This is a genomic window from Streptosporangium sp. NPDC002607 (genome assembly GCF_053592655.1).
The window spans coordinates 107,619-130,703 of record NZ_JBSFWD010000027.1 but is presented as its reverse complement, the minus strand read 5'-3'; the positions used below and the strand labels follow the sequence as shown (position 1 = coordinate 130,703).

Here is a 23,085-nt window from a genome sequence, read left to right as displayed (position 1 = left end):
GCCTCGCCCCTGTGACAGGGGCGAGGCTCTTCGATGTGGCGGGGCCGGATCAGCGGATGGCCGGAATGACCTCCTTGCCGAACCGCTCGATGTTGCGCCGGACCAGCTCCATCGGCATCCCGGGGAAGTTCAGCCGGACGATCAGGTGCGTCACGCCCAGCGTGTCGCGGTGGTGCAGGCAGTCCTCGATCACGTCGTCGACGCCACCGATGATGAACCGGTTCCTGGCCAGGTCGGTGAAGTCACTGCTGTTCGCGCCGCTGTTGCCGGGAACGTTGTTGCCCATGCCCCAGCTGTAGTACGCCTTGTACTTCGCGCCGATGAACGGCTCGGCCTCCCTGAGCGCGGACTCCTTGTCGTCGCCGACGAAGAGTTCCACGCACTTGGCGAACTCCACCTTCTCCGGCAGGCCCGCCTCCTTCCTGGTCTGGTGGAAGAGGTCGACCTGCTGCTTCATCTCCCCCCACTCCGTCATCGACGTCGCGATCCACGCGTCACCCTGCAGGGCGGCGCGCTTGATCGCGGGGTCGGCGGTGGCACCGAACCAGATCTGCGGGCGGGGTTTCTGGATCGGGCGCGGGCTGATCGTCACGTTGTCGAGGGTGAAGTGCCTGCCCTCGAACGACACGTTCTCCTCGGTCCACAGCCGCTTGAGGATCTCCACGCCCTCCACCAGGCGGCCCACCCGGTGCTTCTTGTTGATCTGGAAGGCGTTGAACTCCTCGTCGCGGTAGCCCAGGCCGACGCCCAGGATGAGCCTGCCGCCGGTGATCACGTCCATCGTCGCGTACTGCTCGGCGATGTCGACGGGGTTCAGCAGGGGCAGCAGCAACAGGTTCGTGCCCAGCCTCATGTCGCCCGCCTCCGCCGCCAGACGCGCGAGCATCGGCGTCGTCTGGAGGTACTGGTCGGGGGCGCTCAGGAAGTGCTGGCCCAGCCAGACGGCGTCGTAACCGGTGTCCCTGATCAACCGCGTCTGCTCGACCAGACCCTGGAAGGCCGAGTAGATGTCCTGCTGGGGCGCGTACTGCGACCCGAGGAAGACGCCTACGTCCATGGTGTTTTTCCTATCTCCGAGTGGGCGACCACGGCCTTACAGGACACCGCGCGCGATGTCGTCGCTGAGCGAGCCGTAGAGCTCGGGACGGCGGTCGCGGAAGAACGTGTAGCGGACCCCGTGCTGGTCGATCTCGTCCAGGTCGAGCTCGGCCTTGAGAATGTGCGGCCCCTCACCGGCCGGCGCGGCGGTCAGCTCCTCACCCAGCGGGCTGATGATCCGGCTGGCGCCGAAGAAGTGACGCGGGCCCTCGGTGTTCTCCACGCCGCCCTTGTTGGAGGCGACGACGAACAGGCCGTTCTGGATGGCCGCGGTGCGCAGCTCTCCGCCCCAGGAGTCGGCGCGGTTCGGGCCCCACGCCGCCACCGGGACGAACATGATCTTCGAGCCCTGCAGCGCGAGCACCCGCCACGCCTCGGGGAAGGAGCGCTCGTAGCAGATCAGGATGGAGATCTTGCCGAACTCGGTCCTGAAGGTCGCCAGGCCCGGACCCTCCTTGAAGTAGTAGCGCTCGTTGAGGCCGGGGCTGTAGCTCCACTGGTCGGGGATGTGGTTCTTGCGGTAGACCTTCACCTGGCGGCCGTCGGGCAGGTCGCCGGGGATCAGTTCGCCGTCGCGGCCGATGACCGCCACGCTGTTGTAGAACTCACCCTTGACCTCGCCCTTCTCGTAGAAGGGGAAGAGCACATAGCTGCCGAGCCGCTTGGCCAGCTCCTGGAAACGTCTGACCGACGGACCGTCGATCGGCTCGGCGAGCTTGAAGTGCTCGGGGGTGTTGTAGCCGCAGAAGTACTGCGTGTTGGACAGTTCGCTGAACACCACGAAGTCCGGCGAGTAGTCCTTTGTGGCCTCGGCGACCAGGGCGAGGTTCTCCTCGACGTTCTTCTCGGTGTCAACGGTCGCCGGCCCGTTCTGGACCAGCAGCACTTTTGCCTTCATTGGGGTTCAGCCCTTCTTGCTAATTGCCGATAATCTGCAGGTCAGACCCGGTAATACGGGTTGAGTTCAGTGGTTGTCGCTGCTTTTCGGTCTCTACCGCGCCAGGAACCGGCCACCCGGCTCGCCGACGACCTCCCCGTCGACGGCCACGGTTCTGCCGCGCAGCAGCGTGCGCACCGGCCACCCGCGCAGCGTCCGGCCGTCGAGGATGCTGTACGACGACGAGCCGCCCAGGGTCTGGTGGTCGACGACGCGCTCCGCGTCGAGGTCGCACAGCACGAGGTCGGCGTCGGCCCCCGGCCGCAGGCTTCCCTTGGCCGGCATGCCGAAGATCGAGGCGGCGTTGCCGGACAGGACCTGCGCGATGCGCTGCAGGCTCATCCCCCGCCTGTGGTGCCCCTCGGAGAGGAGCACCGGCAGCGTCGTCGCCATGCCGGGAAATCCCGCCGCGGCGGACCAGATGTCACCCTGCTTGCGCTCAAGCGGCACGGCGCAGTGGTCCGTGCCGACGGTGTCGACGTCACCGTCGATCAGTCCGCGCCACATCGCCTCGACGTCCTCCGCCGTGCGCACCGGCGGGTTGATCTTGGCGAGCGATCCCACCTCGCTGTCGTAGGTGTGCGTGAGGTAGTGCGGGCAGGTCTCCACCCAGACCTTGCCGCCGGTCCCCCTGACCCGCTTGGCCGCCTGGAGGCTCTCGCTCGATCCGATGTGCACCAGGTAGACGGTGGCGTCCACCCGTTCGGCGAAGAAGGCCACCCGCTGGATGTTCTCCGCCTCGGCGAACGCCGGCCGGGCATCGGACCAGGCCCGCAGTCCGGTGGCCCCCGACTCGCGTACCTGCCGCATGGTCCGGTTGACGATGTCGGTGTTCTCCGCGTGCACGCAGGCCACGCCGCCGGACTCGCCGAGGAGGCGCAGGCCCTCCAGCAGCAGCCCGTCGTCGCACTCGTTCACCATCCCGACGGTGGCTCCGTCCGCGCCCCGGTAGGCCATGTAGAACTTGTGCGACCTGACGCCGGCGTCCGCGTACCGCGGTATCTGCCGCACCTGGGACTCGGCGAGCATGCCGAAGTGCAGCGCCACGTCGACGGTGGACTTCTCGTTGACCGAGGCGATCAACTCGGGAAGCTCGTCGTACGGCGCCGGCTCCGCGCCCTTGTACTGACGGTAGAAGCTCATCACCGTGGTGACGCCGCCGAGGGCCGCCGATCGGGTCTCGGTCACCAGGTCGGCGTCGAAGGACTGCGCGTAGCCGAGATGCGTATGCGGGTCGATGACCCCCGGCATGACGACCAGCCCGGTGGCGTCGATCTCCTCGTCCGCGGAGAGCCGCTCACCGGGAGCCAGGACGGCGGCGATCCGGCCGTCCTTGATGCCCAGGCCGCCCGCCAGCGTTCCCCAGTCCGGGTCGACAAGCAGTCCACCCGTGACAGCAACATCAAAGTGCACGAAACCTCTCTTCATGGTTGGACATGCGGTGACAGCGATCCCCGCCCCTCGGCCACGCCTGTCAACTGGTTCACTGAGCGAACTGCCAGTTCATTTTTGACGAGGCTACAGCCTCTGTCAATGCCCGGACTCGACGCCCACGGCCGGGAAACCCGCCGGCTATGACATGGGTCACTTGATCGACGCGACCGCCGGTCCGCGGACCGGCCCCCGCCCCACCCGGAAGACCCTCACCCCGGCGCCGAATCGGCCGGAAACCCGGCCGTGCACCGGTCGAGCCGTGGGGGGTTCACGCACCTCAAGGCTCTTCGGCGACCTCTCCCCCATTGTTGCCTGTCCGTTTCGCCCATATGAACTTGCCCGTTTTCTCTTGACACCTCAAGGCCACCTCGGGTCCACTACTCAAATCGACGGTCCATCCAGCGGACCGATATCCCAGGGGATGGAGAGCGAGTGTCCTACGAAGACGTGCGTCTGGAGCGTGACGGTCAGGTCGCGATACTGACGCTGGCCAGGCCGAAGGCCCTGAACGCCCTGCGCGCCCAGACCGTCAACGAGCTGAGTGCGGCGATCGACGAGATCGAGGCGGACCGCACCATCAAGGCCGTCGTCCTCGGCGCGGAAGGCAACCGGGCCTTCTCCTCAGGTATCGACCTTGTCAACGATCCGTCCCCGGCGAACACCGTGGAGACGGACTACATCGCCCAGCGTAACGCGAAGATGCTGGAGAAGCTCTGGTACATGGACCGGGTGGTGATCACAGCGGTCAAGGGGGTCGCACTCGCCGCCGGCTGCAACCTGGCACTCATCGGTGATCTGACCGTGTGCGGGGAGAACGCGTCGTTCGGCGAGCCCGAGATCCGCCACGGCACCCTGTCCCCGCTGCTGCTGCTCCCGTGGCTCACGCACTTCAAGCTGATGAACCACATGTACCTCACCGGCGACAGCGTGGACGCCCGGGAGGCCCACCGCCTCGGCCTGGTCAACACCGTCGTGCCCGACGACGAGGTCGACGCGGCCGCGCTCCGGCTCGCCCAGCGCATCGTCAACGCCCCGCTGCTGACGCTGCAGACCGTCAAGCGCTCGGTCCGGATGATGCAGGACATGCAGGGCTTCCGGGGACTGCAGATGGGGCACCGCTTCGCCGACACCCTGGTCCTGGACTCCACCGGCGTTCCCGAGCGGGACAACCTGCGCGCGATCCGGGCCGAGCACGGTCTCAAGGCGTTCCTCGAGGCGCGCGACGCGCCCTACCGCGACCAGGCCTGACACCAACATACCTGCTTGGCAGGACACCGCCGGCGGCAGACGCCGGCATCGGTTTCGGGGGCCGAACACTACGTCCGAGGACAGCGAAAGAGAGAGGGACGTAACTTTATGAAGCACCCCGGGAAAACATGGCCGCGTCGCGGTGTCGCGGCGCTGGCCATGCTCACTTCCCTCACCCTGGCGGGTTGCGGCCTGAGCTCGGGAGGCGCCGAGGAGGGCGCCCCCGTGGCGGCCGAGGACGCGACGCTGCGAGTCGGCATGGCCTCCGACGCCCAGAGCCTGGACCCGCCGAACTTCTCCCTTACCGCCGACTTCATCCGCATCGACCTGATGTACGAGCGCCTGGTCAGGCTCGACCCGGACGGCAAGCCCGTGCCGGGGCTGGCCACCTCCTGGGAGCAGAACTCCGACACCGAGTGGACCTTCACCCTCCGCGAGGGGATCAAGTTCATCGACGGCACGGACCTCAACGCCGAGGCCGTCAAGACCAACCTCGAACGTGCGACGAAGGCCCCGCAGGGCAAGGGCTACCTCGGTGTGATCAAGTCGGTGGAGGTCATCGGTGACCACCAGGTCAAACTGAACCTCACCAAGCCCTTCTCCGGTCTGCTCAACAACCTCTCCGTCCCCGTCGCGGGCATCGTCAGCCCGAAGGCGATCAAGGAGAACGAGAAGAACCTGTCGGCCAACCCGGTCGGCACCGGTCCCTTCACCCTCAAGAGCTGGAACCCCGACGAGCGCATGGTCCTGGAGCGCAACGAGGGCTACTGGGGCGAGAAGCCGAAGGTCAAGACCGTGGAGATCGTCCCGATCCCCGAGGCGAGCACCCGTCTGGCCGCGCTCCAGTCCGGCGATGTCGACGTCATCGAGAACCCGCCCCCCTCCGAGCTGTCCCTCATCAAGGAGTCCAAGGAGATCAACGAGCTCATCGAGCCCAAGGCGCAGCCGGTCTTCCTCGGTTTCGAGCTCAAGAAGGTTCCCGACGTCAAGGTCCGCCGGGCGATCGCGATGGCGATCGACAAGGAGGCCATCGTCAAGAACGTCCTCGAAGGGGTGGGCAGCCCGGCGACCACGGGGCTGATCCCGCCGACGCTCGTCACGGCGGCCGCCGACCCGATCAACATCGACTTCGACCTCGAAGGCGCCAAGAAGCTCATGGCCGAGGCCGGAGCCGGCGACGTGACGCTCGACCTGGTCCTGCCCGGCAGCTACTACCTCAAGGACAAGGAGGTGGCCGAGGTCATCAAGTCCCAGCTCAAGGAGATCGGGGTCACCGCCAACCTGAAGATCCAGGAGTCCGGGACGTGGTTCACCTCGCTGCTTGAGCACAAGACCCAGATGTACTGGCTGGGCTGGGGCATGGCCGCCGGCGACGCCGCCGACATGCTGACGCGCGTCTTCCGCTCCGAGGCCGTGAACAACATGTCCGGCTACTCGGGCACCGACAAGGAGATCGACCGGCTCGCCCTCCTGCCCATCAGGACCAAGGAGCGCGAGGACCTGATGAACGAGATCCAGCGCAAGTTCGTGGAGGAGGACGTCGTGGTGGTTCCCGTCTACTACTCGACCAACTTCTACGCGACGCGTACCGGGGTCGAGGGATTCCACACCACGAAGTCCAGCCTTTGGGATCTGTCGGGCGTCACCGTCAAGAAGTAACCCCGCTCGAAGGTCACCGGGGGAGCTTCTCCGCGGCCTAAATGAGGAGATGCGAGGAAATGTTGTCTTATGTAGGCAGACGGCTGTTGCAGTTGGTGCCGCTGCTACTTGTCATCTCATTCGTCATCTTCGTGGCTCTGGAGATGGCCCCCGGTGACCCGGTCACCCTGCTGCTCGGCCAGAACGCCTCCCCGCAGGCGGTCGCCGAACTCCGTGCCCAGCTGGGGCTCGATCGACCGCTGCTCCTGCAGTACCTGTCCTTCGTCACGGACGCGGTACAGGGAGACCTCGGCGTCTCCTACCGGAGCGGGCGCGAGGTCGCCTTCGAACTCGCGCGCACCACCGGAGTGAGCGCCACGCTCGCGCTGACGGCCATGATCCTGGCCGTGCTCATCGGTGTGACGGTGGGCATCGTCGCCGCCGTCAAGCAGTACACGCTCATCGACACCATCACCCGCGTCGGGGTGCTGGCCATGGTGTCGCTCCCGGTGTTCTGGCTGGCCATCCTGCTGATCATCGGTTTCGCGGTGAAGTGGCCGGTCCTCCCCGCCTTCGGCTGGGGGACCTACGGCCACCTGGTGCTGCCGGCCATCGCGCTCAGCACCTACCCACTCGCCGTCATCGCGCGGCTGACCCGGTCCAGCATGCTCGAGGTCATGAGCAGCGACTACGTCCGCACCGCGCGGGCCGCCGGGCTGCCCGAACGCACCGTGGTCATGAAGTACGCCCTGAAGAACGCCCTGGTGCCGGTGATGACGGTGATCGGTCTTCAGTTCGGCGGGCTCATCGGCGGCGCCGTACTGACCGAGACGGTCTTCGGCATCCCCGGAATCGGCCGCCTAATCGTCACGGCCATCGAAGGACGTGACTATCCGGTGGTGCGCGGTGCGGTCCTCCTCGGAACCGTCGTCTTCGTCCTGATCAACCTGCTGGTCGACATGCTCTACAAATGGGCCGACCCCCGGCAGCGAGGAGTCTGAGTATGAGTGCGGCAGTAGCCACGGCGCAGAGCGCCCAGGGGGCTGTCCAGGAGCGCAGCGCCTGGAAGGAGACATGGGCGATGTTCGCCCGCAACCGCGCGGCGCTCATCGGTCTGGTCATTCTCGCTGTGATCGTCCTCGTCGCCGTACTCGCCCCCTGGATCGCTCCACACGATCCCACCGTGCAGAACCTCAGCCTGCGCAGGGAGGGGCCCAACGCCGGAGCGTGGCTGGGCCGGGACGAGTTCGGGCGCGACATCCTGAGCCGCATCATGCTCGGCGCGCGCGCGACCCTGCTCGCCGCCATCGGAGTGATCGTTCTCAGCGGGGTCGTCGGCACCGCCATCGGCATCGTCGCCGGCTACCGGGGCGGCATCGCCGACAGCCTGCTGATGCGGAGCGTGGACCTGGTTCTCTCCTTTCCCTACTTCCTGCTCGCGATCCTGATCGTGGCGGTGGCCGGTCCGAGCCTGCGCAACGCGGCGATCGCCGTCGGGATCACCTATATCCCGCAGTACGCCCGCGTGGTGCGCGGCGCCACGATGGAGGTGGCGGGCAAGGAGTACGTGGAGGCCGCCCACGCCTCCGGGGTCCGCGGTTTCCGTATCGCGTTCAAGCACGTGCTGCCCAACATCAGCGCGCCCATCATCGTCATCACCACGGTGGGTCTGGCGCTCGCCATCGTGAGCGTGTCCTCGCTCAGCTTCCTGGGTCTGGGGGCACAGCCGCCCAGCCCGGAGTGGGGCGCCATGCTCGCCGACGGCCGGCAGTACGTTTCCTCGGCCCCGCACATCAGCATCTTTCCCGGTCTGGCCATCCTGCTGACGGTATTGGCGCTCAACCTGGTCGGTGACGGTTTCCGTGACACTTTCGACCCGACTCTGCGCTGACGCCCGTGCTGGAACGCGTGCGCGTTCCGGTTCACGGCAAGATCACCAAAGGGGCCACCCGCACTCGCCTATGTTAAAGTTCAGGCGCCCGTCTCCAGCCCGGGGCATCTTCATTTCGGCCGCGCCCGTGCCGGTGCGACGATGGAGAGGTCCACGTAGGCCGGGTGCGCTCTTGGCAGCATCCGCATCCTCGACGATAATCTCGTCACGCTGGCACGAAGAGGGCTCTACGGCGAGATTCATACATTCAGAACAAATCGGACAATTAACCCCGTTTCTGACGAGCAGCAAGATGTTGAGCATTGCCCGGGATTTCCCGCTAGGGTTCGGCCGAACAAGCAAATCTCTCCGGAGGAAGAATGGCGGCGAGTGAGTCAGGCCTGGTACGCCGCACCATCTCGGTGCTCCGTGCCGTCGCCGCACACCCCGAAGGAGTCGGGCTCAGCGAGGTGGCCAGGGAGTCCGGCATTCCGAAGGCCACCTGCTACCGCGTCCTCAACGTGCTGGAGCGCGAGAGCTGGTTGACACTCGACCCCGGCAACCGCCGATACCGGGTGTCCCTGGGGCTCCTGTCGCTCGTCGGCGGGCTGCTGGACAACGACGGCGCCTACCGCAACATGCGGCAGGTCCTGACCGAGCTGGCCGCGCATACCCAGGAAACCTGCGGCTTCGACGTGCTCCTCCCGCCCAACGTGATGGTGGTGGCCCAGATGCCGGGCCCGCGACTCATCGGCCAGACCCCCAAGCCCGTCCCGCGGACCCAGCCCGTGTGGGCGACCTCCACGGGCAAGGTGCTGCTCGCGGCGCTGGACCGCCAGACGGTCGTCGACGACTACGCGCAGGAGTTCGAGGCACACGCGCCGGACCACCTCGGCGACTTCGACGAGTTCCTCACCAGCCTCGATGTCATCCGGGAGCACGGTTACGCCTACACCGTCGACGAACTGGAGCAGGGCGCCGCGTCGATAGCGGCGCCGGTCCGGGTCCGCGACAAGTACCCGTACGCCGTGTGGATCGGCGGCCCCACCTTCCGCCTCACCAAGGAGTGGGTCGACACGACGGCGCCGTACCTGCTCCAGACGTCGAAGCGCCTCAGCGACCTGCTCAGCGTCACCGACCTGCAGCTGACGGGCGGACTGCCGATCTAATGAGTCGATCGGCCGTCGCCGGACCAACGGGGCCGGCGACGGTCGATCGCATCGTGATGACACCCCGTGACACCGTGACGGCATCGACCGGCACCGCGGGCACGGGGTAGGCGCCGTCGCGCCCGGACCGCCCGCCCTGTCGGCCACACCTCGACGGAACGTGCCGGTGATCCGCGGGAACACGCGCCCGGCTCGCCGGATCGACGGTTCCCGGCCGTGACCGGGCCGCCCCCGCCAGGACTCCGCGCGCGACGATCCGCTTTCCACCGCCCGAGTCTCCCGCCGACTCCGGCGCGCCCCGCCCGCCAGGGGGTCGCGGCCGGCGGATCCCGCTTCCGGGCACCATCCGGGCACCTTCGCCACCCCGGCCGGCGGGTCACTGCGTTCCCGCTCACATTCTCCCGAGGCCCTTGACATGGCATTATCCAGCAGAGGACGATTTTGAAACAATGGTTTGCTGAGTGAACCGAACATTCGTAGCTGGCGAGGTGGGCGAGACGATGGTCAAGGCGCGGGGAGCGGTAATTCACGGTGTCGGGGAGAAGTGGAGCGTGGAGGACCTCCAGGTGGGCGACCCCGGCCCCGGCGAGGTACTCGTCAAGGTCATGGCCACCGGGATCTGCCACTCCGACGACCACGTCGTGCGCGGGGACATCCGCGCCGAGTTGCCGCAGGTCGGCGGGCACGAGGGAGCCGGCATCGTGGAGAAGGTCGGCGTCGGTGTCAGCCGGGTGAAGGTCGGCGACCGGGTGGCGACGCTGTTCGTGCCCGCCTGCGGTTCGTGCCGCTACTGCGCCGCGGGCAGGTCCTACCTCTGTGAGAGCGCGGCCGGCGTGCGGCCGGGGTACGCGATGGACGGCACCCTGCGCTTCCGGCTCGCGGACGGCAGGGGTGCCACCGCCACCAGCAGCCTCGGGACCTTCGCGAACCACCTGGTCTGCCACGAGAGCCAGACGGTCGCCGTACCCGACTCGACGGACTTCACCGCCGCCTGCCTGGTCTCCTGCGGTGTGATCACGGGCTGGGGCGCGGCGGTCAACGCCGGAGACGTCCGCCCGGGTGACGCGGTCCTCGTCCTCGGCGCCGGCGGGGTCGGCATGAACGTGGTCCAGGGTGCCAGGCACGCCGGCGCCGACCACGTCATCGTCGTCGATCCCTCGGAGTTCGCGCGGAGCCAGGCTCCCGCCTTCGGCGCGACCGACACCTTCACCTCCCTCGACAACGCCCGTCCGCGGATCGAGGAGGTCACCGGCGGGCGGGGCGTCGACGTCTCCGTCATCACCGTGGGACGGGTCAACGGCGACATCATCGGCCAGGCCTTCGACCTGACCGGTAAGGCCGGCACCTGCGTCGTCGCCTCCCTCGGCTCCACCGACAAGCACATCGCGGTGAACCCCCGTGACTTCTCCAACCGGACCAAGACGCTGACCGGCTCCCTGTTCGGCAACTGCAACCCGGTCGCCGACATCCCGCGCCTGCTGGGGATGCACTCCGCCGGCCGGCTCAAGCTCGACGAGCTGGTGACCCGCACGTACGGCCTTGAGCAGATCAACGAGGCCTACGACGACCTGCACGCCGGGGTGAACATCCGCGGCGTCATCCTGCACGAGCACTGACAGTCTTCCCAACCACCGTACGATCCGCACGAAAAGGACAGTGATGGCCGCGACCCTCGACACCGAAGCCCAGCAGAAGCCCATCGAGCACACGCTTCTGTTCATCGACGGAAAGTGGGAGGAGTCCGAGGCGGGCGGCCGGATCCCCGTCGTGAACCCGGCGACGGGCGAGGTGTTCGTCTCGGTGCAGGAGGCCCGCGAGGCCGACGTCGACCGTGCCGTCCTGGCGGCCAGGAAGGCGTTCGACTCCGGGCCGTGGCCGAGGATGAAGCCTAACGAGCGGGCGCAGATCCTGTGGCGGCTCGGCGACCTCATCCAGCGGGACGGGGAGGAACTCGCCCGGCTCACCACGCTGGAGAACGGCAAGCCCTACGCCCAGTCCCAGATGATCGACGTGCGGGGCTCCGTCAAGGCGTTCCACTACTTCTCCGGGTGGGCCACCAAGATCACCGGTGCGACGATCCCGCTCTCCACACCCGGGGACTACCACGCCTTCACCCAGCGGGAGGCTCTCGGCGTCTGCGCCCTCATCGTCCCCTGGAACTACCCGCTGTCGAACGCGGCGTGGAAGGTGGGTCCGGCCCTGGCGGCCGGTAACACCTGCGTGCTGAAGCCCGCCGAGGCGACGCCGCTGAGCGCGCTGCGGCTGGCCCGGCTCGCGATCGAGGCCGGACTTCCCGAAGGGGTGCTCAACGTCGTGCCCGGCTACGGCCCCTCGGCGGGAGCCGCCCTGGCGGAGCATCCGCTGGTGGACAAGGTGTCGTTCACCGGTTCCACCCAGACCGGACGGGCGATCGCCACCGCGTCGCTCGGCAACTTCAAGCGGGTGACGCTCGAACTCGGCGGCAAGAGCCCCAACATCATCTTCGCCGACGCCGACCTCGACGCCGCCTCGGCGGGAGCAGCGGCGGCGATCTTCTCCAACATGGGCGAGCAGTGCGTGGCCGGCTCGCGGCTGTACGTCGAGGAGCCGGTCTTCGACGAGGTGGTCGCGCGGGTGGCGGCGATCGGCGCGTCGATGCGGATCGGTGACGGGTTCGATCCGGAGACGCAGGTCGGGCCGCTGGTCAGCAGGGAGCATCTGGAGCGCGTCACCGGCTACCTGCGCTCCGGTGTCGAGCAGGGCGCGACCGTGCTGAGCGGCGGCGAAACGGTCGGCGACCGGGGCTTCTACCTCCAGCCCACCGTCTTCACCGACGTGACCCCGGACATGCGGATCGTCCGCGAGGAGATCTTCGGCCCCGTCGTGGTGGCCACGCCGTTCCGCGAGGTCGACGACCTGGTGGATGCCGCCAACGACTCGCCGTACGGCCTCGCGGCCGGTGTCTGGACCCAGAACATCTCCCGCGCGCACTCGATGAGCCGCGCGCTGCGTGCGGGAGTGGTCTGGGTCAACTGCTACGGCGTCTTCGACCCGGCGTTGCCCTTCGGCGGCTTCAAGGAGTCCGGCTGGGGTCGTGAGATGGGCTACGACGTCATGCAGCACTACACCGAGAACAAGAGCACGGTCATCAAGCTGGGCTGACGCGCGGGTACCCCTCGCCCACCGCCGCGGGTTCGCGGTGGCGGCGGGCGAGGGACCGGCAGTCGACTCTTGACAGTCCATGGGACCACTTGCGTACCATCTGAACCGCTGGTTCAATAGGTGAACCATTAAGGGGAGAGCATGAGCATCAAGGTCAGAAAGACCATCCGGCACCTGGAAGAGACCCGGCTTGAGAACGGCCGTGAGGTCGATCCTGTGCACCGGGTGGCCTTCGTCGGCATTGTCATCGAGAACCCCTACGGCAGCGGGTACGTCGAAGACCTGGTCACACTGGCGGACGAGGTCGGCGAGCAGATCGGCGAGTTGGTGGGACCGGCCTGTGTCGAGCTCCTCGGCGCCGAGGTCGAGGCGTTCGGAAAGGTGGCGCTGGTCGGCATCGCGGGCGAGGTGGAGCACGGCTCCGCGCTCATCCACAACCTGCGTTTCGGCAACGTCTTCCGCAACGCCGCGGGCGGGACGGAACTCCTGCCCGCCGCCGAGAAGGTCGGCCTGCCCGGAGACCCCATCGACGTGCCCCTCAAGCACAAGACCGACTCGAAGACCCGGTCACACCACCAGACGGTCACCTTGCAGGTCCCCGGCGCACCGCTGCCCGGCGAGATCCTGGTGGGCTGCGTCGCGGCGAGCGCCGGTCGCCCGCTCGCGCGGCTGGCGGTCTTCGGTGCGGAAACCGCGGGACAGTAGGCGAGAATGACCATCACGGACAGGGTCGCGGACACGAACGAGTGGACCGCCGACCGCATCAAGGCAGCCGACCGGGAGTACGTCATCCACTCCTGGTCGACGCAGGGGAGCGTCAACGCCACCCCCATCGCCGGCGGTGAGGGCTCCTGGTTCTGGGACTACGACGGCAACAGGTACCTGGACTTCCAGTCGCAGCTCGTCAACATGAACCTGGGACACCAGCACCCCAGGATCGTCGAGGCGATCAAGGAGCAGGCGGACCGGATGTGCTACATCGGTCCCAACTACGCCGAGCAGTCACGCGCCGAGCTCGCCGAGCTGATCGCGGGACTGACCCCCGGCGACCTGAAGATGACCTTCTTCACCACCGGCGGTGCGGCGGCCAACGAGAACGCCATCCGGCTGGCCAGGCACGTCACCGGGCGGCACAAGATCGTCGCCCGCTACCGCTCGTACCACGGGGCGACGGCGGGCGCCATGGCGCTCACCGGTGACCCGCGGCGCTGGGCCGCCGAGCCCAGTTCCTTCGGCGTGGTGCGCATGTTCGACCCCTACACCTACCGCTGCCCGGTGGGTCACCCCGACCCGTGCCCCGTCTGCTCCGGCGGTCCGCACCTTGAGGAGATCCTGCAGTACGAGAACCCGGACACCGTCGCCGCGGTCGTCCTGGAGACCGTCACCGGGACGAACGGGCTCATCTACCCGCCCGAGGGCTATCTGCGGTCCATCCGCGAGGTGTGCGACAGGTACGGGATCATCCTCATCTTCGATGAGGTGATGGCGGGCTTCGGCCGTACCGGGGAATGGTTCGCCTGCGACCACTGGGATGTCACCCCCGACATCCTGATCACGGCCAAGGGCCTCAACTCCGGTTACGTCCCGCTCGGCGCGATGGTCGTGAACCAGCGGATCTCCGACTGGCTGATGGTCAACAAGTTCTGGGGCGGGCTGACCTACGCGGGCCATCCGCTGGCCTGCGCCTCCGGCGTGGCGTCGATCAAGGCCATGCAGGACGAGAACATCCTGGCCAACACCCGCGAGATGGGCGAGCGCCTCGGCCGCGGTCTGGACCGGCTGGCCGACAGGCACGTGAGCATCGGCGACATCCGTGGCCGCGGCCTGTTCTACGGACTCGAACTGGTCAGTGACCGCGGGACGCGCGAGCCGCTGGTCCCGTTCAACGCCACCGGAGCGGCCGCCGCACCGATGACGGCCGTGGTGGCCGCGGCGAAGAAGCAGGGGCTGTACCTGTCGGCGAACAACAACGTGCTCCGGCTGACCCCGCCCCTCGTGATCACCGGCGAGGAGATCGACTTCGCGGTGGACGTCCTCGACAAGGTGCTGCCCCTCGCCGACGAGGCGGCGGAGCAGGCCTGACGGGTCACCCGGCCCGTAGTTCTCGATTTCAACGTACGAAGGAATACGCATGTCCGAGATGAAGCGCGAATCGGTCAGCACGACCGACAGGACGGTTCCGCTGGGAGAACTGCCGCCGATCGGCGAGGTTCCGAGGACGATGACCGCGCTGGTCGTACGGCAGGACCGGTTCGGCGACCCGGAGAAGGCATTCCAGGTCGAGACGGACATCGAGGTCCCGCCGCTCGGCCCCGGCGAGGTCCTCGTCGCCGTCATGGCGGCCGGGGTCAACTACAACAACGTGTGGGCGGCCCGCGGTTACCCCGTCGACGTCATCGGGTTGCGCCAGCGCGCCGGTGAGCCCTACGACTTCCACATCGGCGGCTCCGACGCGTCCGGCATCGTCTACGCCATAGGCTCCGAGGTCTCCAACGTGGCCGTCGGCGACGAGGTCATCGTGCACCCCGGTTACTGGGACGAGAACGACCCCTGGATCGCCCGGGGCAAGGACCAGATGGTGGCCCCGTCCGCCCGGATCTGGGGCTACGACACGAACTTCGGGTCCTTCGCGCAGTTCGCCCGGGCGCAGGCTCACCAGGTGCTGCCCAAGGCCGGCCACCTCTCCTGGGCCGAGGCCGCGGCGCCCACCCTGGTCGGTACGACCGCCTACCGGATGCTGCACGGGTTCGAGGGGAACACCGTGCAGGAGGGCGACGTGGTCCTGGTCTGGGGCGGCTCCGGCGGTCTCGGCACGCAGGCCATCCAGCTCGCCAACCTGGCCGGCGCCAAGCCGGTCGCGGTGGTCTCCGACGACGAGCGTGGCGAGTACGCGCTGGCCAAGGGCGCGCTCGGCTACATCAAGCGCGGCGACTACAGCCACTGGGGAATCCCGCCGCTGGTCGACGACAAGGCGGGCCAGAAGGAGTGGCTGGGCCAGGCGCGCGCCTTCGGCAAGAGGATCTGGGAGATCGTCGGCGAGCGGAAGGACCCGGCGATCGTCTTCGAGCACCCGGGCGCCGCCACCGTGCCGACCAGCATCATGGTCTGCGAGCCCGGCGGCATGGTGGTGATCTGCGCCGGCACCACGGGCTTCGACGCCATGGTGGACCTGCGTTACCACTGGACCCGCCAGAAGCGTTTCCAGGGCAGCCACGGCACCAACGACGCGCAGGCGGTCGCCTACAACGACCTGGTCATCGCCGGAAAGATCGACCCGTGCCTGGGGCGCGTCGTGGCGTTCACCGACCTCCCCCGCGTGCACGCCGAGATGGGTCGCGGTGAGCAGGTCTTCGGCAACTCCGTCGCCCTGGTGGGCGCCAAGCCCGAGTAGCGGGCCGCGAGACTCCCCGCCCCTCCGGAGGACTCCGGAGGGGCGGGTGAGATCGCCCCGGCCGCCGGCCGGGGCGCCGTCGTCACGGGGCCGTGCGCCCCAGTGCCGGGGTGAGCGAGATCGGTCCGGCGGGCAGGTGCCGGCCGCGGGGGACGGGGTCGGCCAGGATGCCGTCGTGGACCACGACCCGGCCGCCGACCAGGACGGTCCGCGGCCTGCCGGTCAGGGTCATGCCCTCATACGGCGTGTAGTCCGTCGCCATGTGCAGGTCGCCGGCGCTCACCCGCCACCGGGCGGCCGGATCCCAGATCGCGATGTCGGCGTCCGAGCCCGGCATCAGCGTGCCCTTGCGCGGGTACAGGCCGTTGGTCCTGGCCGGGTTGGCGGCGGTCAGCTCGACGAACCGGGTGGCGGGCAGCCCGGCCCCGGCGACGTACTCGGAGAAGATCACCGGTAGCCGGGTCTCCACCCCGGGCAGGCCGTTGGGCATGGCCCGCACGTCGGTGCGCCGCGACTCCTTCTGCGCCACGTCGTAGCAGCAGTGGTCGCTGCCGATCGTGGTGATCTCCCCGGTGAACAGGTGGCGTCCCAGCGCGGCGACGGCCTGGCGGGAGCGGAGCGGCGGGCAGCAGACGAACCGCTCCGGAGTGGGGCCGTCATAGTTGCCGTCGTCCAGCACCAGGTGGTGGGCGACCGACTCGGTGAACGCCGGCACGCCGCGCCGCCTGGCCGCCGCCACCAGCTCGACCGCCTCGGCGGTGGACTGGTGCACGAAGTAGACCGGTGCCCGCAGCGACTCGGCGATGGCCAGCACCTCGGCCACCGAGGCGGTCTCGGCCAGTTCGGGACGGGTCGCGGCCATGTGCCCGGCGCCGATCCTGCCACTCGCCGCGCACCGTTCCTGGGTGTCCTCGATGATGTGGTTGGCCTCGCAGTGGATCACCACCATGCCGCCCAGGTCGCGCAGCGTCCTCATGGTCCGCAGGATGGTGTCCTCGCCCGCCATGGTCTCGCCGCGGTAGGTGGTGAACATCTTCACCGTGGGCATGCCGTCCGCGACCAGCGCGCCGAGCTGGTCGGGCACGGTCTCGTCCCACTCCACGACGCAGGCGTGCAGGGCACTGTCGCACAGTCCCCGATCAGCCTTGGCCCGCTGGGCGTACGCCGCGTCGGCGGGTGCCTGGCCGGGCCGTGGGATGGCGAAGTCCACGATCGTGGTGGTGCCGCCGAACACCGCGGCCGTCGTGCACCTGGTGTAGTCGTCGAGCGAGGTGAAGTCGCCGGAGGTGAAGCCGACGTGGCAGTGCGGGTCCACCCCGCCCGGCATGACCAGCCGCCCGGTCGCGTCGACCTCGGTCGCGGTGCCCGGCGCGGGCGTGCCCGGCTCGGCCAGGGCGACGACGACACCACCGGCCACGAACACGTCGGCGGGGGCGGACCAGCCCGCCTCGACCACCGTGCCGCCCCGCACCACCAGCTCGGCGTCTCTCATCCGATCGCGCCCTGCGTCCGGCCGGACGCGAGGTAGGCCCGCCAGCCGCCGGCCGTGCTGATGTCGGTGACCCCCGGCAGGGTCAGCGACCCGTCGCGCATCCGCATGGACAGCGATCCGCTGCCGTCGGCGAGCTCGATCACGCTCAGCTCCAGCTCCTCGGGCTCGTTCGGCAGCAGGTGCTCGCGCAGGATCTGGTAGCTCACCTCGTACAGCTCGCCGGGCACGGCGTGCCCGTCGGAGGTCACCGGGTACAGGCCGGGGAACTCGTCGCGCACCGAGTAGAACCGGTAGCGGGGGGCGGTCTCGACGGGTCCGACGAACACCGCGCCGCTCAGCGCGGTGTTCAGGCTGCCGCCCGACATCGCCTGGCCGTTGACGAACATCCGCAGATTCTCCACGGGTCCTCCTTCAGTACTGGGGTTCGGCCGCGCGGCGGGCACGCTCTGCGGCGGGGTCGGGGATCGGGACGGCCGCCAGCAGCGACCGGGTGTAGGGGTGCTCCGGCGCCCCGTACACCTGCTCCCGGGTGCCGATCTCAGCGAGCCGTCCCTGTTCCATGACCGCGATCCGGTCGCAGAGGTAGTAGACGACCGCAAGATCGTGCGCGATGAACAGGATCGACAGGTTCAGCCGCAGCCGCAGGTCCCGGAGCAGGTTGAGCACCTGGGCCTGGACCGAGACGTCCAGGGAGGAGATCGGCTCGTCGCAGATGAGCAGCCGGGGCTCGACCGCCAGGGCCCGGGCGATGGCGATGCGCTGGCGCTGCCCGCCGGAGAACGACCTGGGGTAGCGGTCCAGGTGCTCGGCGGACATGCTCACCGTCTCCAGCAGGGCCGCCGCGCGCTCCCTGCGCCGGCGCCGGTCCGGCTCAAGGCCGTGCACGACGAGCGGCTCCTCAAGCAGCTCGGCCACGGTCATCCGGGGGTTCAGCGACGAGTACGGGTCCTGGAACACCATCTGCATCTCGCGACGGAGGGAGCGCAGCTCCCCGCGGCCGGCCGCCAGCACGTCGCGCCCGCCGAGTTCCACCCGGCCGGAGTCCGGTTCGGTCAGCCGCGCCACACACCGCGCGGTGGTGGACTTGCCGGAGCCCGACTCCCCGACCAGGCCGAGCACCTCGCCCGGCATCATGTCGAAGGAGACGTCGTCCAGCACGCGCCTGCCCTCGAACGTCTTGACCAGGTTCCGCACCCGCAGCAGGGGCTCGCTCATGACGGGCTCACCGTTCCTTCCTCGGCCGTCTCCACCGCGGAGCCGATGGTGGCCAGCGGCCGGGACAGGTCTCCCCCGATCCGGGGCACGGCCGCGAGCAGCGCCCTGGTGTAGGGGTGGCGGGGCCGGGCGTAGATCTCCTCGACCGGGCCGCTCTCCACCGCCAGGCCGTGGCGCATCACCACCACCCGTTCGGCGAATCCGGCCACGATGCCCAGGTCGTGGGTGATCAGCAGGACCGCCATGTCCCGCTCGTCGGCCAGTTCGTGCAGCAGCCGCAGCACCTGCGCCTGGACCCGCACGTCGAGTGCGGTGGTCGGCTCGTCGGCGATGAGCAGCGCGGGTTCCGCGATGATCGCGATGGCGATCACCACCCGCTGCCGCATCCCGCCGGAGAACTGGTGGGGGTAGTCGTCGAAGCGCTGCTCGGCGTCGCGCACGCCCAGCCGGGAGAGCAGCTCGACGCCGCGCCGCCTGGCGACCTTCTTGGACACCCCTCGGATGACCAGCGGCTGCGTGATCTGCCAGCCGATCGTCATCACCGGGTTGAGCGAGGCGAGCGGGTCCTGGAAGACCAGGCCGACCCCCGAACCGCGGACCTCGCGCATCCGGCGCGGCGGCAGCGTCAGCAGGTCGGTGCCGTCCAGCTCGATCCGCCCGGTCAGCGTGGCGCCGGCGTCCAGTCGCAGTACGGCTCGCGCGGTGACCGACTTGCCGGAGCCGGACTCGCCGACCAGCGCGACCTTCTCTCCGCGTGCCAGCTCCAGGTCGACACCGTGCACGACCTCGACCGGCCCCTCGGGCCCGGGGAAGCTCGCCCGCAGATCCCGTACGGCGAGCAGTGGTGTGTCCGTCATCGGCCGGCCCCCTCGCGGATCGTCGGGTCGTTGCGCACCCGCAGCCAGTCGCCCAGCAGGTTGAAGGAGATCGCGGTCAGCATGATGGCCAGGCCGGGGAAGGCCACCGCCCACCAGCCGTTGGTGAGGTTGTTGGCCGCCGCGGCGATCATCGCCCCCCATTCGGCGGACGGCACCTGCGCGCCGACGCCGACGAAGGACAGGCCAGAGATGACCAGCATCACCGCGGCGACGTCCAGCGTGGTCTGCACGTACAGGGTGTTCAGCGCGTTGGGCAGGATGTGCCGGAAGACCAGACGGGTCCTGGAGACCCCGAGCATCCTGGCCGCGTCGACGTACTCGGCGTCCTTGACGTCGCGGACCAGCGTGCGCACCAGCCGCGCGTAGCCGGGCCACCAGGTGAGGGAGAGGGCGATCACCGCGGACTGCAGGCCGGAGCCGAGCGCGGCGGCCAGGCCGAGGGCCAGGATGATCGACGGGAGCGAGAGGCCGATGTCGGTGATCCGCATCAGCACCTCGTCGACGACCTTCCCGCCGAGGGCCGCGACCGTGCCGACCACGGTCCCGATCAGCGCCGCGGCGGCGATCACGATCATCGTGGCGGGCAGGGTGACCCGCGCGCCGGACAGCACCCGGCTGAGCACGTCACGGCCGCTGGCGTCGGTGCCGAACCAGTGGTCGCCCGAGGGGGACAGCAGGGCCTTGGACAGGTCGACCGCGTAGGGGTCGTGCGGCGCGATCAGCGGCCCGACGACGGCGAGGAACACCATCGCCACGGCCACCGTCACCGCGGCGCGCTCGACGATCGGGACGCGGGGCAGGATACGGCGGCGCGCGCCGGTGACCGCCGTGGCGCCGGCGCTCACGCGTTCACCTCCGCGAGAGCGGGTACGGCCGGCTCGCCCGTGCGGCGCTTCGTCCTGCGCAGCCGCGGGTTGAGCCAGAGCTGGATCAGGTCCACGGCGATGTTCGCCACCACGAAGACCACTCCGATCACGAGAACCGTGCCGATCACGGTGTAGAGGTCGCTCTGCAGGACGGCGGCGACCGCGTGGGCGCCGATTCCCGTCCTGCCGAAGATGGATTCCACCAGGACCGTGGAGCCGAGCATCCAGCCGAGCTGCATGCCGAGAATCGTGCTGGCCGGGACCATGGCGTTGCGCAGGCCGTGCCGTACCACCACGCGGAACTCCGAGGCGCCGGTCGCCCGGGCCAGCGTGATGTAGTCGGAGTCCAGCGCGGTGATCATTGAGGAGCGCACCGTGCGGGCCACCACCGCGACGAACGAGGCGGCCAGCGTGAGGGCGGGAAGTATCAGGTGTTGCAGGGCGTCGCCGAAGGCGGGCAGGTTCCCGCCGAGCAGCGCGTCCAGCGAGGTCATTCCGGTGATCCTCGGCACGTCCTGGCCGAAGGCGAGCTGGCCGGTCAGCGGCAGCAACCTGAGTTCCGCGGCGAAGACGAGCTGGAGCATGAGGCCCAGCCAGAAGACCGGGACCGCCGCGCCCAGCAGGGCGATGAGCCGGGCCGCGATGTCGGCCGGCCGGCCTCGCCGGTAGGCGGCGTACACGCCCAGCGGTACCGCCACCACGATGTTGATCGCCATCGCGGCGAGCACGAGTTCCACCGAGGAGGGCAGCATGGCCGCGATGTCATCGAGCACCGGCCGCTGGGTGAACACCGAGATGCCCAGGTCGCCGTGGAGCAGCCGGTCCAGATACCCCGTGAACTGCTGCCACAGAGGCCGGTCAAGGCCGAGCTGGATCCGTACCTGTGCCACCTGTTCGGCGGTCGCGTTACGCCCCGCGGCGGTCCTGGCCGGGTCGCCGGGCAGTACCTGGGTCATCAGAAAGGTGACGACGGCCAGGCCTGCCAGAACGACGACGCTGGTCACGAGCCGCCGTAGCAGGAAACGAGCCATGGGGTACCTCCCCTCAGTGGTGATCTCCGATGATGGGCGGGCTCGGCGCGGAGGGCCGCGCCGAGCCCGGCGGGTCAGCCGACCTGCACCTGGTAGACGTCCACGGTCTGGTGGTGCGCGGGGTCATAGGCGTAGCCGGTGAGCCCCTTGCGGTGAACCGTCACGTACTGCGGGTTGGACATGTTGATCGAGGGGTGGTCGGCCGCGATGGTCTGCTGGGCCTCCTTGTAGAGGGCGCAGCGGGCCTCCTCGTCCGTCAGCTTCTGAGCGTCCTCGACCAGCTTGTCGACCTTCGGGTTGTGGTAGCCGCCGCTGTTCTGCCCGTTGTTGATGAACTTCGAGTTGAACTGCAGGTGCAGCACGGAGTCCGGGTCCGGGTAGGGCGGGAAGCCGTAGATCATGCCGAGGTCGGGCGTGGTCTCGTTGCTCTTGAGCATCTCGACGTACTGCGGGTAGGTGACCGCCGACAGTTCGACCTTCACGCCGATCTTGGCGAGGTCGGACTGGAGCAGCGTGGCCGCCTGCTCCATCTCGGCGGTGGCCTTGAGGTAGCTCATCGTCAGCGTGACGTTCTTCAGGCCGGCGGCGTCCAGGATGCTCTTGGCCTTGTCCAGGTCGTAGCCCGCCTGCGCGACCGTGGGGTCGGCGCAGGCCATCGTGCTCGCCAGCACTCCGGCGGCCTTCTTGCCCGCGCCCTTGAGGATGGCCGACTGGTGCTGGTCGTAGTCGTAGGCGTAGGTGATGGCCTCGCGCAGCGCCTTGTCGGCCGCCGGCGAGTCCTTCATCTTGAAGAAGACGTAGAGCTGCACGTTGGTGTCGGCCTTGTCCACCACATAGCCGCCGCTTTCGAGACCGGCCCAGTCGTTGGGGTCGATGTCCATCGCGATGTCCACGTCACCGTTGCTCAGCGCGGTCTTCTGGGTCGCCGCCTGCGGCAGGTAGCGGATCACCACGTCCTTGGCCTGGTTGGTGAAACCGCCCCAGTAACCGTCGTGCCGGGTGAACTTGGCCTCCTGGTTGGGGGTGTACCCGGTCAGCTTGTACGGCCCGGACCCCGCGCCGTTGGCCGCCAGCCACTGACGGCCGTCGTCGGAGCCGGCGTTGGCCTGGACGAGCTTGGAGTTGAGCAGGTAGACCCGCGACAGCGCACCCAGGAACGGCGCGTAGGACTGCTTCAGCCTGATCGCCAGGTGGGTGTCGTCGACGACCTCGGCGGAGTCGTAGGCGGTCAGCAGCGACGCGACGCCCATCTGCAGCTTGCCGATCCGGTCCAGCGTGTACTTCACGTCGGTGGCGGTCAGCTTGGTGCCGTCGTGGAAGGTCACGTCGTCGCGGAGCGTCAGGTCGAGGGTCCTGCCGTCCTTGGAGAACGTCCACTCGGTGGCCACCGCGGGGGCGATCACGCCGCCCTTGCCGTACTTGACCAGGGTGTCGTAGGCGGGGATGGACACCTCGTCAACGGTCGAGTTGTCGGCCTGGACCGGGTCGAAGGTGGCCGGCGGCTCGTTCTCCGCGATGATCAGCGTCTGCTTGCGGACGTCGGAGCCGCCGGAGCCGCCCGGAGTGCTCTGGCCGCAGGCCGCGAGGGCCAGCGCGCCGACGAGCAGGACGGAGGTCAGGCCCAGCGTGCCCTTGCGGCCACGTGCCACCGGGGTGGCGGGGGGTCGGTGCACTGTC

20 protein-coding genes are annotated in these 23,085 nt (G+C 68.9%); 10 read left to right on the top strand and 10 right to left on the bottom strand.

The window, feature by feature from the left end:
• Window positions 1–49: 49 nt before the first annotated feature.
• The 3 genes from ACWD3H_RS28090 to ACWD3H_RS28080 all read right to left on the bottom strand — a co-directional run bounded on the left by ACWD3H_RS28090 (window position 50) and on the right by ACWD3H_RS28080 (window position 3,448).
• On the bottom strand, window positions 50–1,057 hold the full coding sequence (locus tag ACWD3H_RS28090; RefSeq protein ID WP_451957097.1) for an LLM class flavin-dependent oxidoreductase: 1,008 nt from the start codon (window positions 1,055–1,057) through the stop codon (window positions 50–52).
• Window positions 1,058–1,093: 36 nt separating this feature from the next.
• The gene (locus ACWD3H_RS28085) at window positions 1,094–1,996 is read right to left on the bottom strand and encodes a carbon-nitrogen hydrolase family protein (protein WP_343964365.1); all 903 of its coding nucleotides are present in this window, start codon (window positions 1,994–1,996) and stop codon (window positions 1,094–1,096) included.
• Window positions 1,997–2,089: 93 nt separating this feature from the next.
• Window positions 2,090–3,448 carry a dihydroorotase gene (locus ACWD3H_RS28080; RefSeq protein WP_451957096.1) on the bottom strand — a complete coding sequence of 453 codons (1,359 nt, stop codon included), beginning with the start codon at window positions 3,446–3,448 and terminating at the stop codon, window positions 2,090–2,092.
• 453 nt (window positions 3,449–3,901) lie between these two features.
• On the opposite strand from ACWD3H_RS28080, the gene ACWD3H_RS28075 reads away from it, so the two are divergent.
• From ACWD3H_RS28075 to ccrA, 10 genes are all read left to right on the top strand, one after another.
• Window positions 3,902–4,717: an enoyl-CoA hydratase/isomerase family protein gene (locus ACWD3H_RS28075; protein ID WP_451957095.1), complete on the top strand. Its 816-nt coding sequence runs from the start codon at window positions 3,902–3,904 to the stop codon at window positions 4,715–4,717.
• A 159-nt stretch (window positions 4,718–4,876) separates the two neighbouring features.
• Window positions 4,877–6,376, top strand: coding sequence for an ABC transporter substrate-binding protein (locus ACWD3H_RS28070; RefSeq protein WP_451957094.1), 1,500 nt, complete (start codon window positions 4,877–4,879; stop codon window positions 6,374–6,376).
• Between the two features lie 59 nt (window positions 6,377–6,435).
• Complete coding sequence (locus ACWD3H_RS28065) at window positions 6,436–7,356, top strand: ABC transporter permease (protein ID WP_451957093.1); 921 nt, start codon at window positions 6,436–6,438, stop codon at window positions 7,354–7,356.
• A gap of 2 nt (window positions 7,357–7,358) precedes the next feature.
• Window positions 7,359–8,246: an ABC transporter permease gene (locus tag ACWD3H_RS28060; RefSeq protein ID WP_451957092.1), complete on the top strand. Its 888-nt coding sequence runs from the start codon at window positions 7,359–7,361 to the stop codon at window positions 8,244–8,246.
• 359 nt (window positions 8,247–8,605) lie between these two features.
• The gene (locus ACWD3H_RS28055) at window positions 8,606–9,394 is read left to right on the top strand and encodes an IclR family transcriptional regulator (protein ID WP_451957091.1); all 789 of its coding nucleotides are present in this window, start codon (window positions 8,606–8,608) and stop codon (window positions 9,392–9,394) included.
• 461 nt (window positions 9,395–9,855) lie between these two features.
• The gene (locus ACWD3H_RS28050; RefSeq protein ID WP_451957090.1) at window positions 9,856–11,010 is read left to right on the top strand and encodes a Zn-dependent alcohol dehydrogenase; all 1,155 of its coding nucleotides are present in this window, start codon (window positions 9,856–9,858) and stop codon (window positions 11,008–11,010) included.
• A gap of 43 nt (window positions 11,011–11,053) precedes the next feature.
• Window positions 11,054–12,535, top strand: a complete 1,482-nt coding sequence (locus ACWD3H_RS28045; RefSeq protein ID WP_451957089.1) for an aldehyde dehydrogenase family protein — start codon at window positions 11,054–11,056, stop codon at window positions 12,533–12,535.
• A 141-nt stretch (window positions 12,536–12,676) separates the two neighbouring features.
• Window positions 12,677–13,240 (top strand): amino acid synthesis family protein, encoded by a 564-nt coding sequence (locus tag ACWD3H_RS28040; RefSeq protein ID WP_451957088.1) that lies wholly within the window; start codon window positions 12,677–12,679, stop codon window positions 13,238–13,240.
• A 6-nt stretch (window positions 13,241–13,246) separates the two neighbouring features.
• On the top strand, window positions 13,247–14,617 hold the full coding sequence (locus ACWD3H_RS28035; protein WP_451957087.1) for an aminotransferase class III-fold pyridoxal phosphate-dependent enzyme: 1,371 nt from the start codon (window positions 13,247–13,249) through the stop codon (window positions 14,615–14,617).
• 49 nt (window positions 14,618–14,666) lie between these two features.
• Window positions 14,667–15,926 carry a crotonyl-CoA carboxylase/reductase gene (gene ccrA, locus ACWD3H_RS28030; RefSeq protein ID WP_451957086.1) on the top strand — a complete coding sequence of 420 codons (1,260 nt, stop codon included), beginning with the start codon at window positions 14,667–14,669 and terminating at the stop codon, window positions 15,924–15,926.
• Between the two features lie 82 nt (window positions 15,927–16,008).
• On the opposite strand, the gene hydA is transcribed toward ccrA, so the two are convergent.
• The 7 genes from hydA to ACWD3H_RS27995 form a co-directional block, all read right to left on the bottom strand.
• Window positions 16,009–17,418 (bottom strand): dihydropyrimidinase, encoded by a 1,410-nt coding sequence (hydA, locus tag ACWD3H_RS28025; protein WP_451957085.1) that lies wholly within the window; start codon window positions 17,416–17,418, stop codon window positions 16,009–16,011.
• A complete protein-coding gene (locus tag ACWD3H_RS28020; protein ID WP_350915395.1) occupies window positions 17,415–17,819 on the bottom strand; it encodes an allophanate hydrolase-related protein in 405 nt (134 codons plus the stop codon). Before ACWD3H_RS28020 ends, hydA begins: the two co-directional genes overlap by 4 nt.
• Before the next feature lie 10 nt (window positions 17,820–17,829).
• Entirely contained in the window at window positions 17,830–18,633 is an 804-nt protein-coding gene (locus tag ACWD3H_RS28015) for an ATP-binding cassette domain-containing protein (protein ID WP_326637650.1), read from the bottom strand.
• On the bottom strand, window positions 18,630–19,490 hold the full coding sequence (locus ACWD3H_RS28010; protein ID WP_350956642.1) for an ABC transporter ATP-binding protein: 861 nt from the start codon (window positions 19,488–19,490) through the stop codon (window positions 18,630–18,632). The genes ACWD3H_RS28015 and ACWD3H_RS28010 overlap by 4 nt, the downstream gene beginning before the upstream one ends.
• Entirely contained in the window at window positions 19,487–20,356 is an 870-nt protein-coding gene (locus tag ACWD3H_RS28005) for an ABC transporter permease (protein ID WP_451957084.1), read from the bottom strand. The genes ACWD3H_RS28010 and ACWD3H_RS28005 overlap by 4 nt, the downstream gene beginning before the upstream one ends.
• A complete protein-coding gene (locus ACWD3H_RS28000; protein ID WP_355555241.1) occupies window positions 20,353–21,408 on the bottom strand; it encodes an ABC transporter permease in 1,056 nt (351 codons plus the stop codon). Before ACWD3H_RS28000 ends, ACWD3H_RS28005 begins: the two co-directional genes overlap by 4 nt.
• A gap of 74 nt (window positions 21,409–21,482) precedes the next feature.
• On the bottom strand, window positions 21,483–23,081 hold the full coding sequence (locus tag ACWD3H_RS27995) for an ABC transporter substrate-binding protein (RefSeq protein WP_451957083.1): 1,599 nt from the start codon (window positions 23,079–23,081) through the stop codon (window positions 21,483–21,485).
• Window positions 23,082–23,085 lie beyond the last annotated feature (4 nt).

What these genes read in the sequence shown, in the direction of transcription:
- ACWD3H_RS28045 (WP_451957089.1), top strand. Translation starts at nt 11,054, where the DNA reads ATGGCCGCGACCCTCGACACCGAAGCCCAGCAGAAGCCCATCGAGCAC.
- ACWD3H_RS28060 (WP_451957092.1), top strand. Translation starts at nt 7,359, where the DNA reads ATGAGTGCGGCAGTAGCCACGGCGCAGAGCGCCCAGGGGGCTGTCCAG.
- ccrA (WP_451957086.1), top strand. Translation starts at nt 14,667, where the DNA reads ATGTCCGAGATGAAGCGCGAATCGGTCAGCACGACCGACAGGACGGTT.
- ACWD3H_RS28015 (WP_326637650.1), bottom strand. Translation starts at nt 18,633, where the DNA reads ATGAGCGAGCCCCTGCTGCGGGTGCGGAACCTGGTCAAGACGTTCGAG.
- ACWD3H_RS28085 (WP_343964365.1), bottom strand. Translation starts at nt 1,996, where the DNA reads ATGAAGGCAAAAGTGCTGCTGGTCCAGAACGGGCCGGCGACCGTTGAC.
- ACWD3H_RS28065 (WP_451957093.1), top strand. Translation starts at nt 6,436, where the DNA reads ATGTTGTCTTATGTAGGCAGACGGCTGTTGCAGTTGGTGCCGCTGCTA.
- ACWD3H_RS28010 (WP_350956642.1), bottom strand. Translation starts at nt 19,490, where the DNA reads ATGACGGACACACCACTGCTCGCCGTACGGGATCTGCGGGCGAGCTTC.
- ACWD3H_RS28000 (WP_355555241.1), bottom strand. Translation starts at nt 21,408, where the DNA reads ATGGCTCGTTTCCTGCTACGGCGGCTCGTGACCAGCGTCGTCGTTCTG.
- ACWD3H_RS28070 (WP_451957094.1), top strand. Translation starts at nt 4,877, where the DNA reads ATGCTCACTTCCCTCACCCTGGCGGGTTGCGGCCTGAGCTCGGGAGGC.
- hydA (WP_451957085.1), bottom strand. Translation starts at nt 17,418, where the DNA reads ATGAGAGACGCCGAGCTGGTGGTGCGGGGCGGCACGGTGGTCGAGGCG.
- ACWD3H_RS28055 (WP_451957091.1), top strand. Translation starts at nt 8,606, where the DNA reads ATGGCGGCGAGTGAGTCAGGCCTGGTACGCCGCACCATCTCGGTGCTC.
- ACWD3H_RS28040 (WP_451957088.1), top strand. Translation starts at nt 12,677, where the DNA reads ATGAGCATCAAGGTCAGAAAGACCATCCGGCACCTGGAAGAGACCCGG.
- ACWD3H_RS28090 (WP_451957097.1), bottom strand. Translation starts at nt 1,057, where the DNA reads ATGGACGTAGGCGTCTTCCTCGGGTCGCAGTACGCGCCCCAGCAGGAC.
- ACWD3H_RS28035 (WP_451957087.1), top strand. Translation starts at nt 13,247, where the DNA reads ATGACCATCACGGACAGGGTCGCGGACACGAACGAGTGGACCGCCGAC.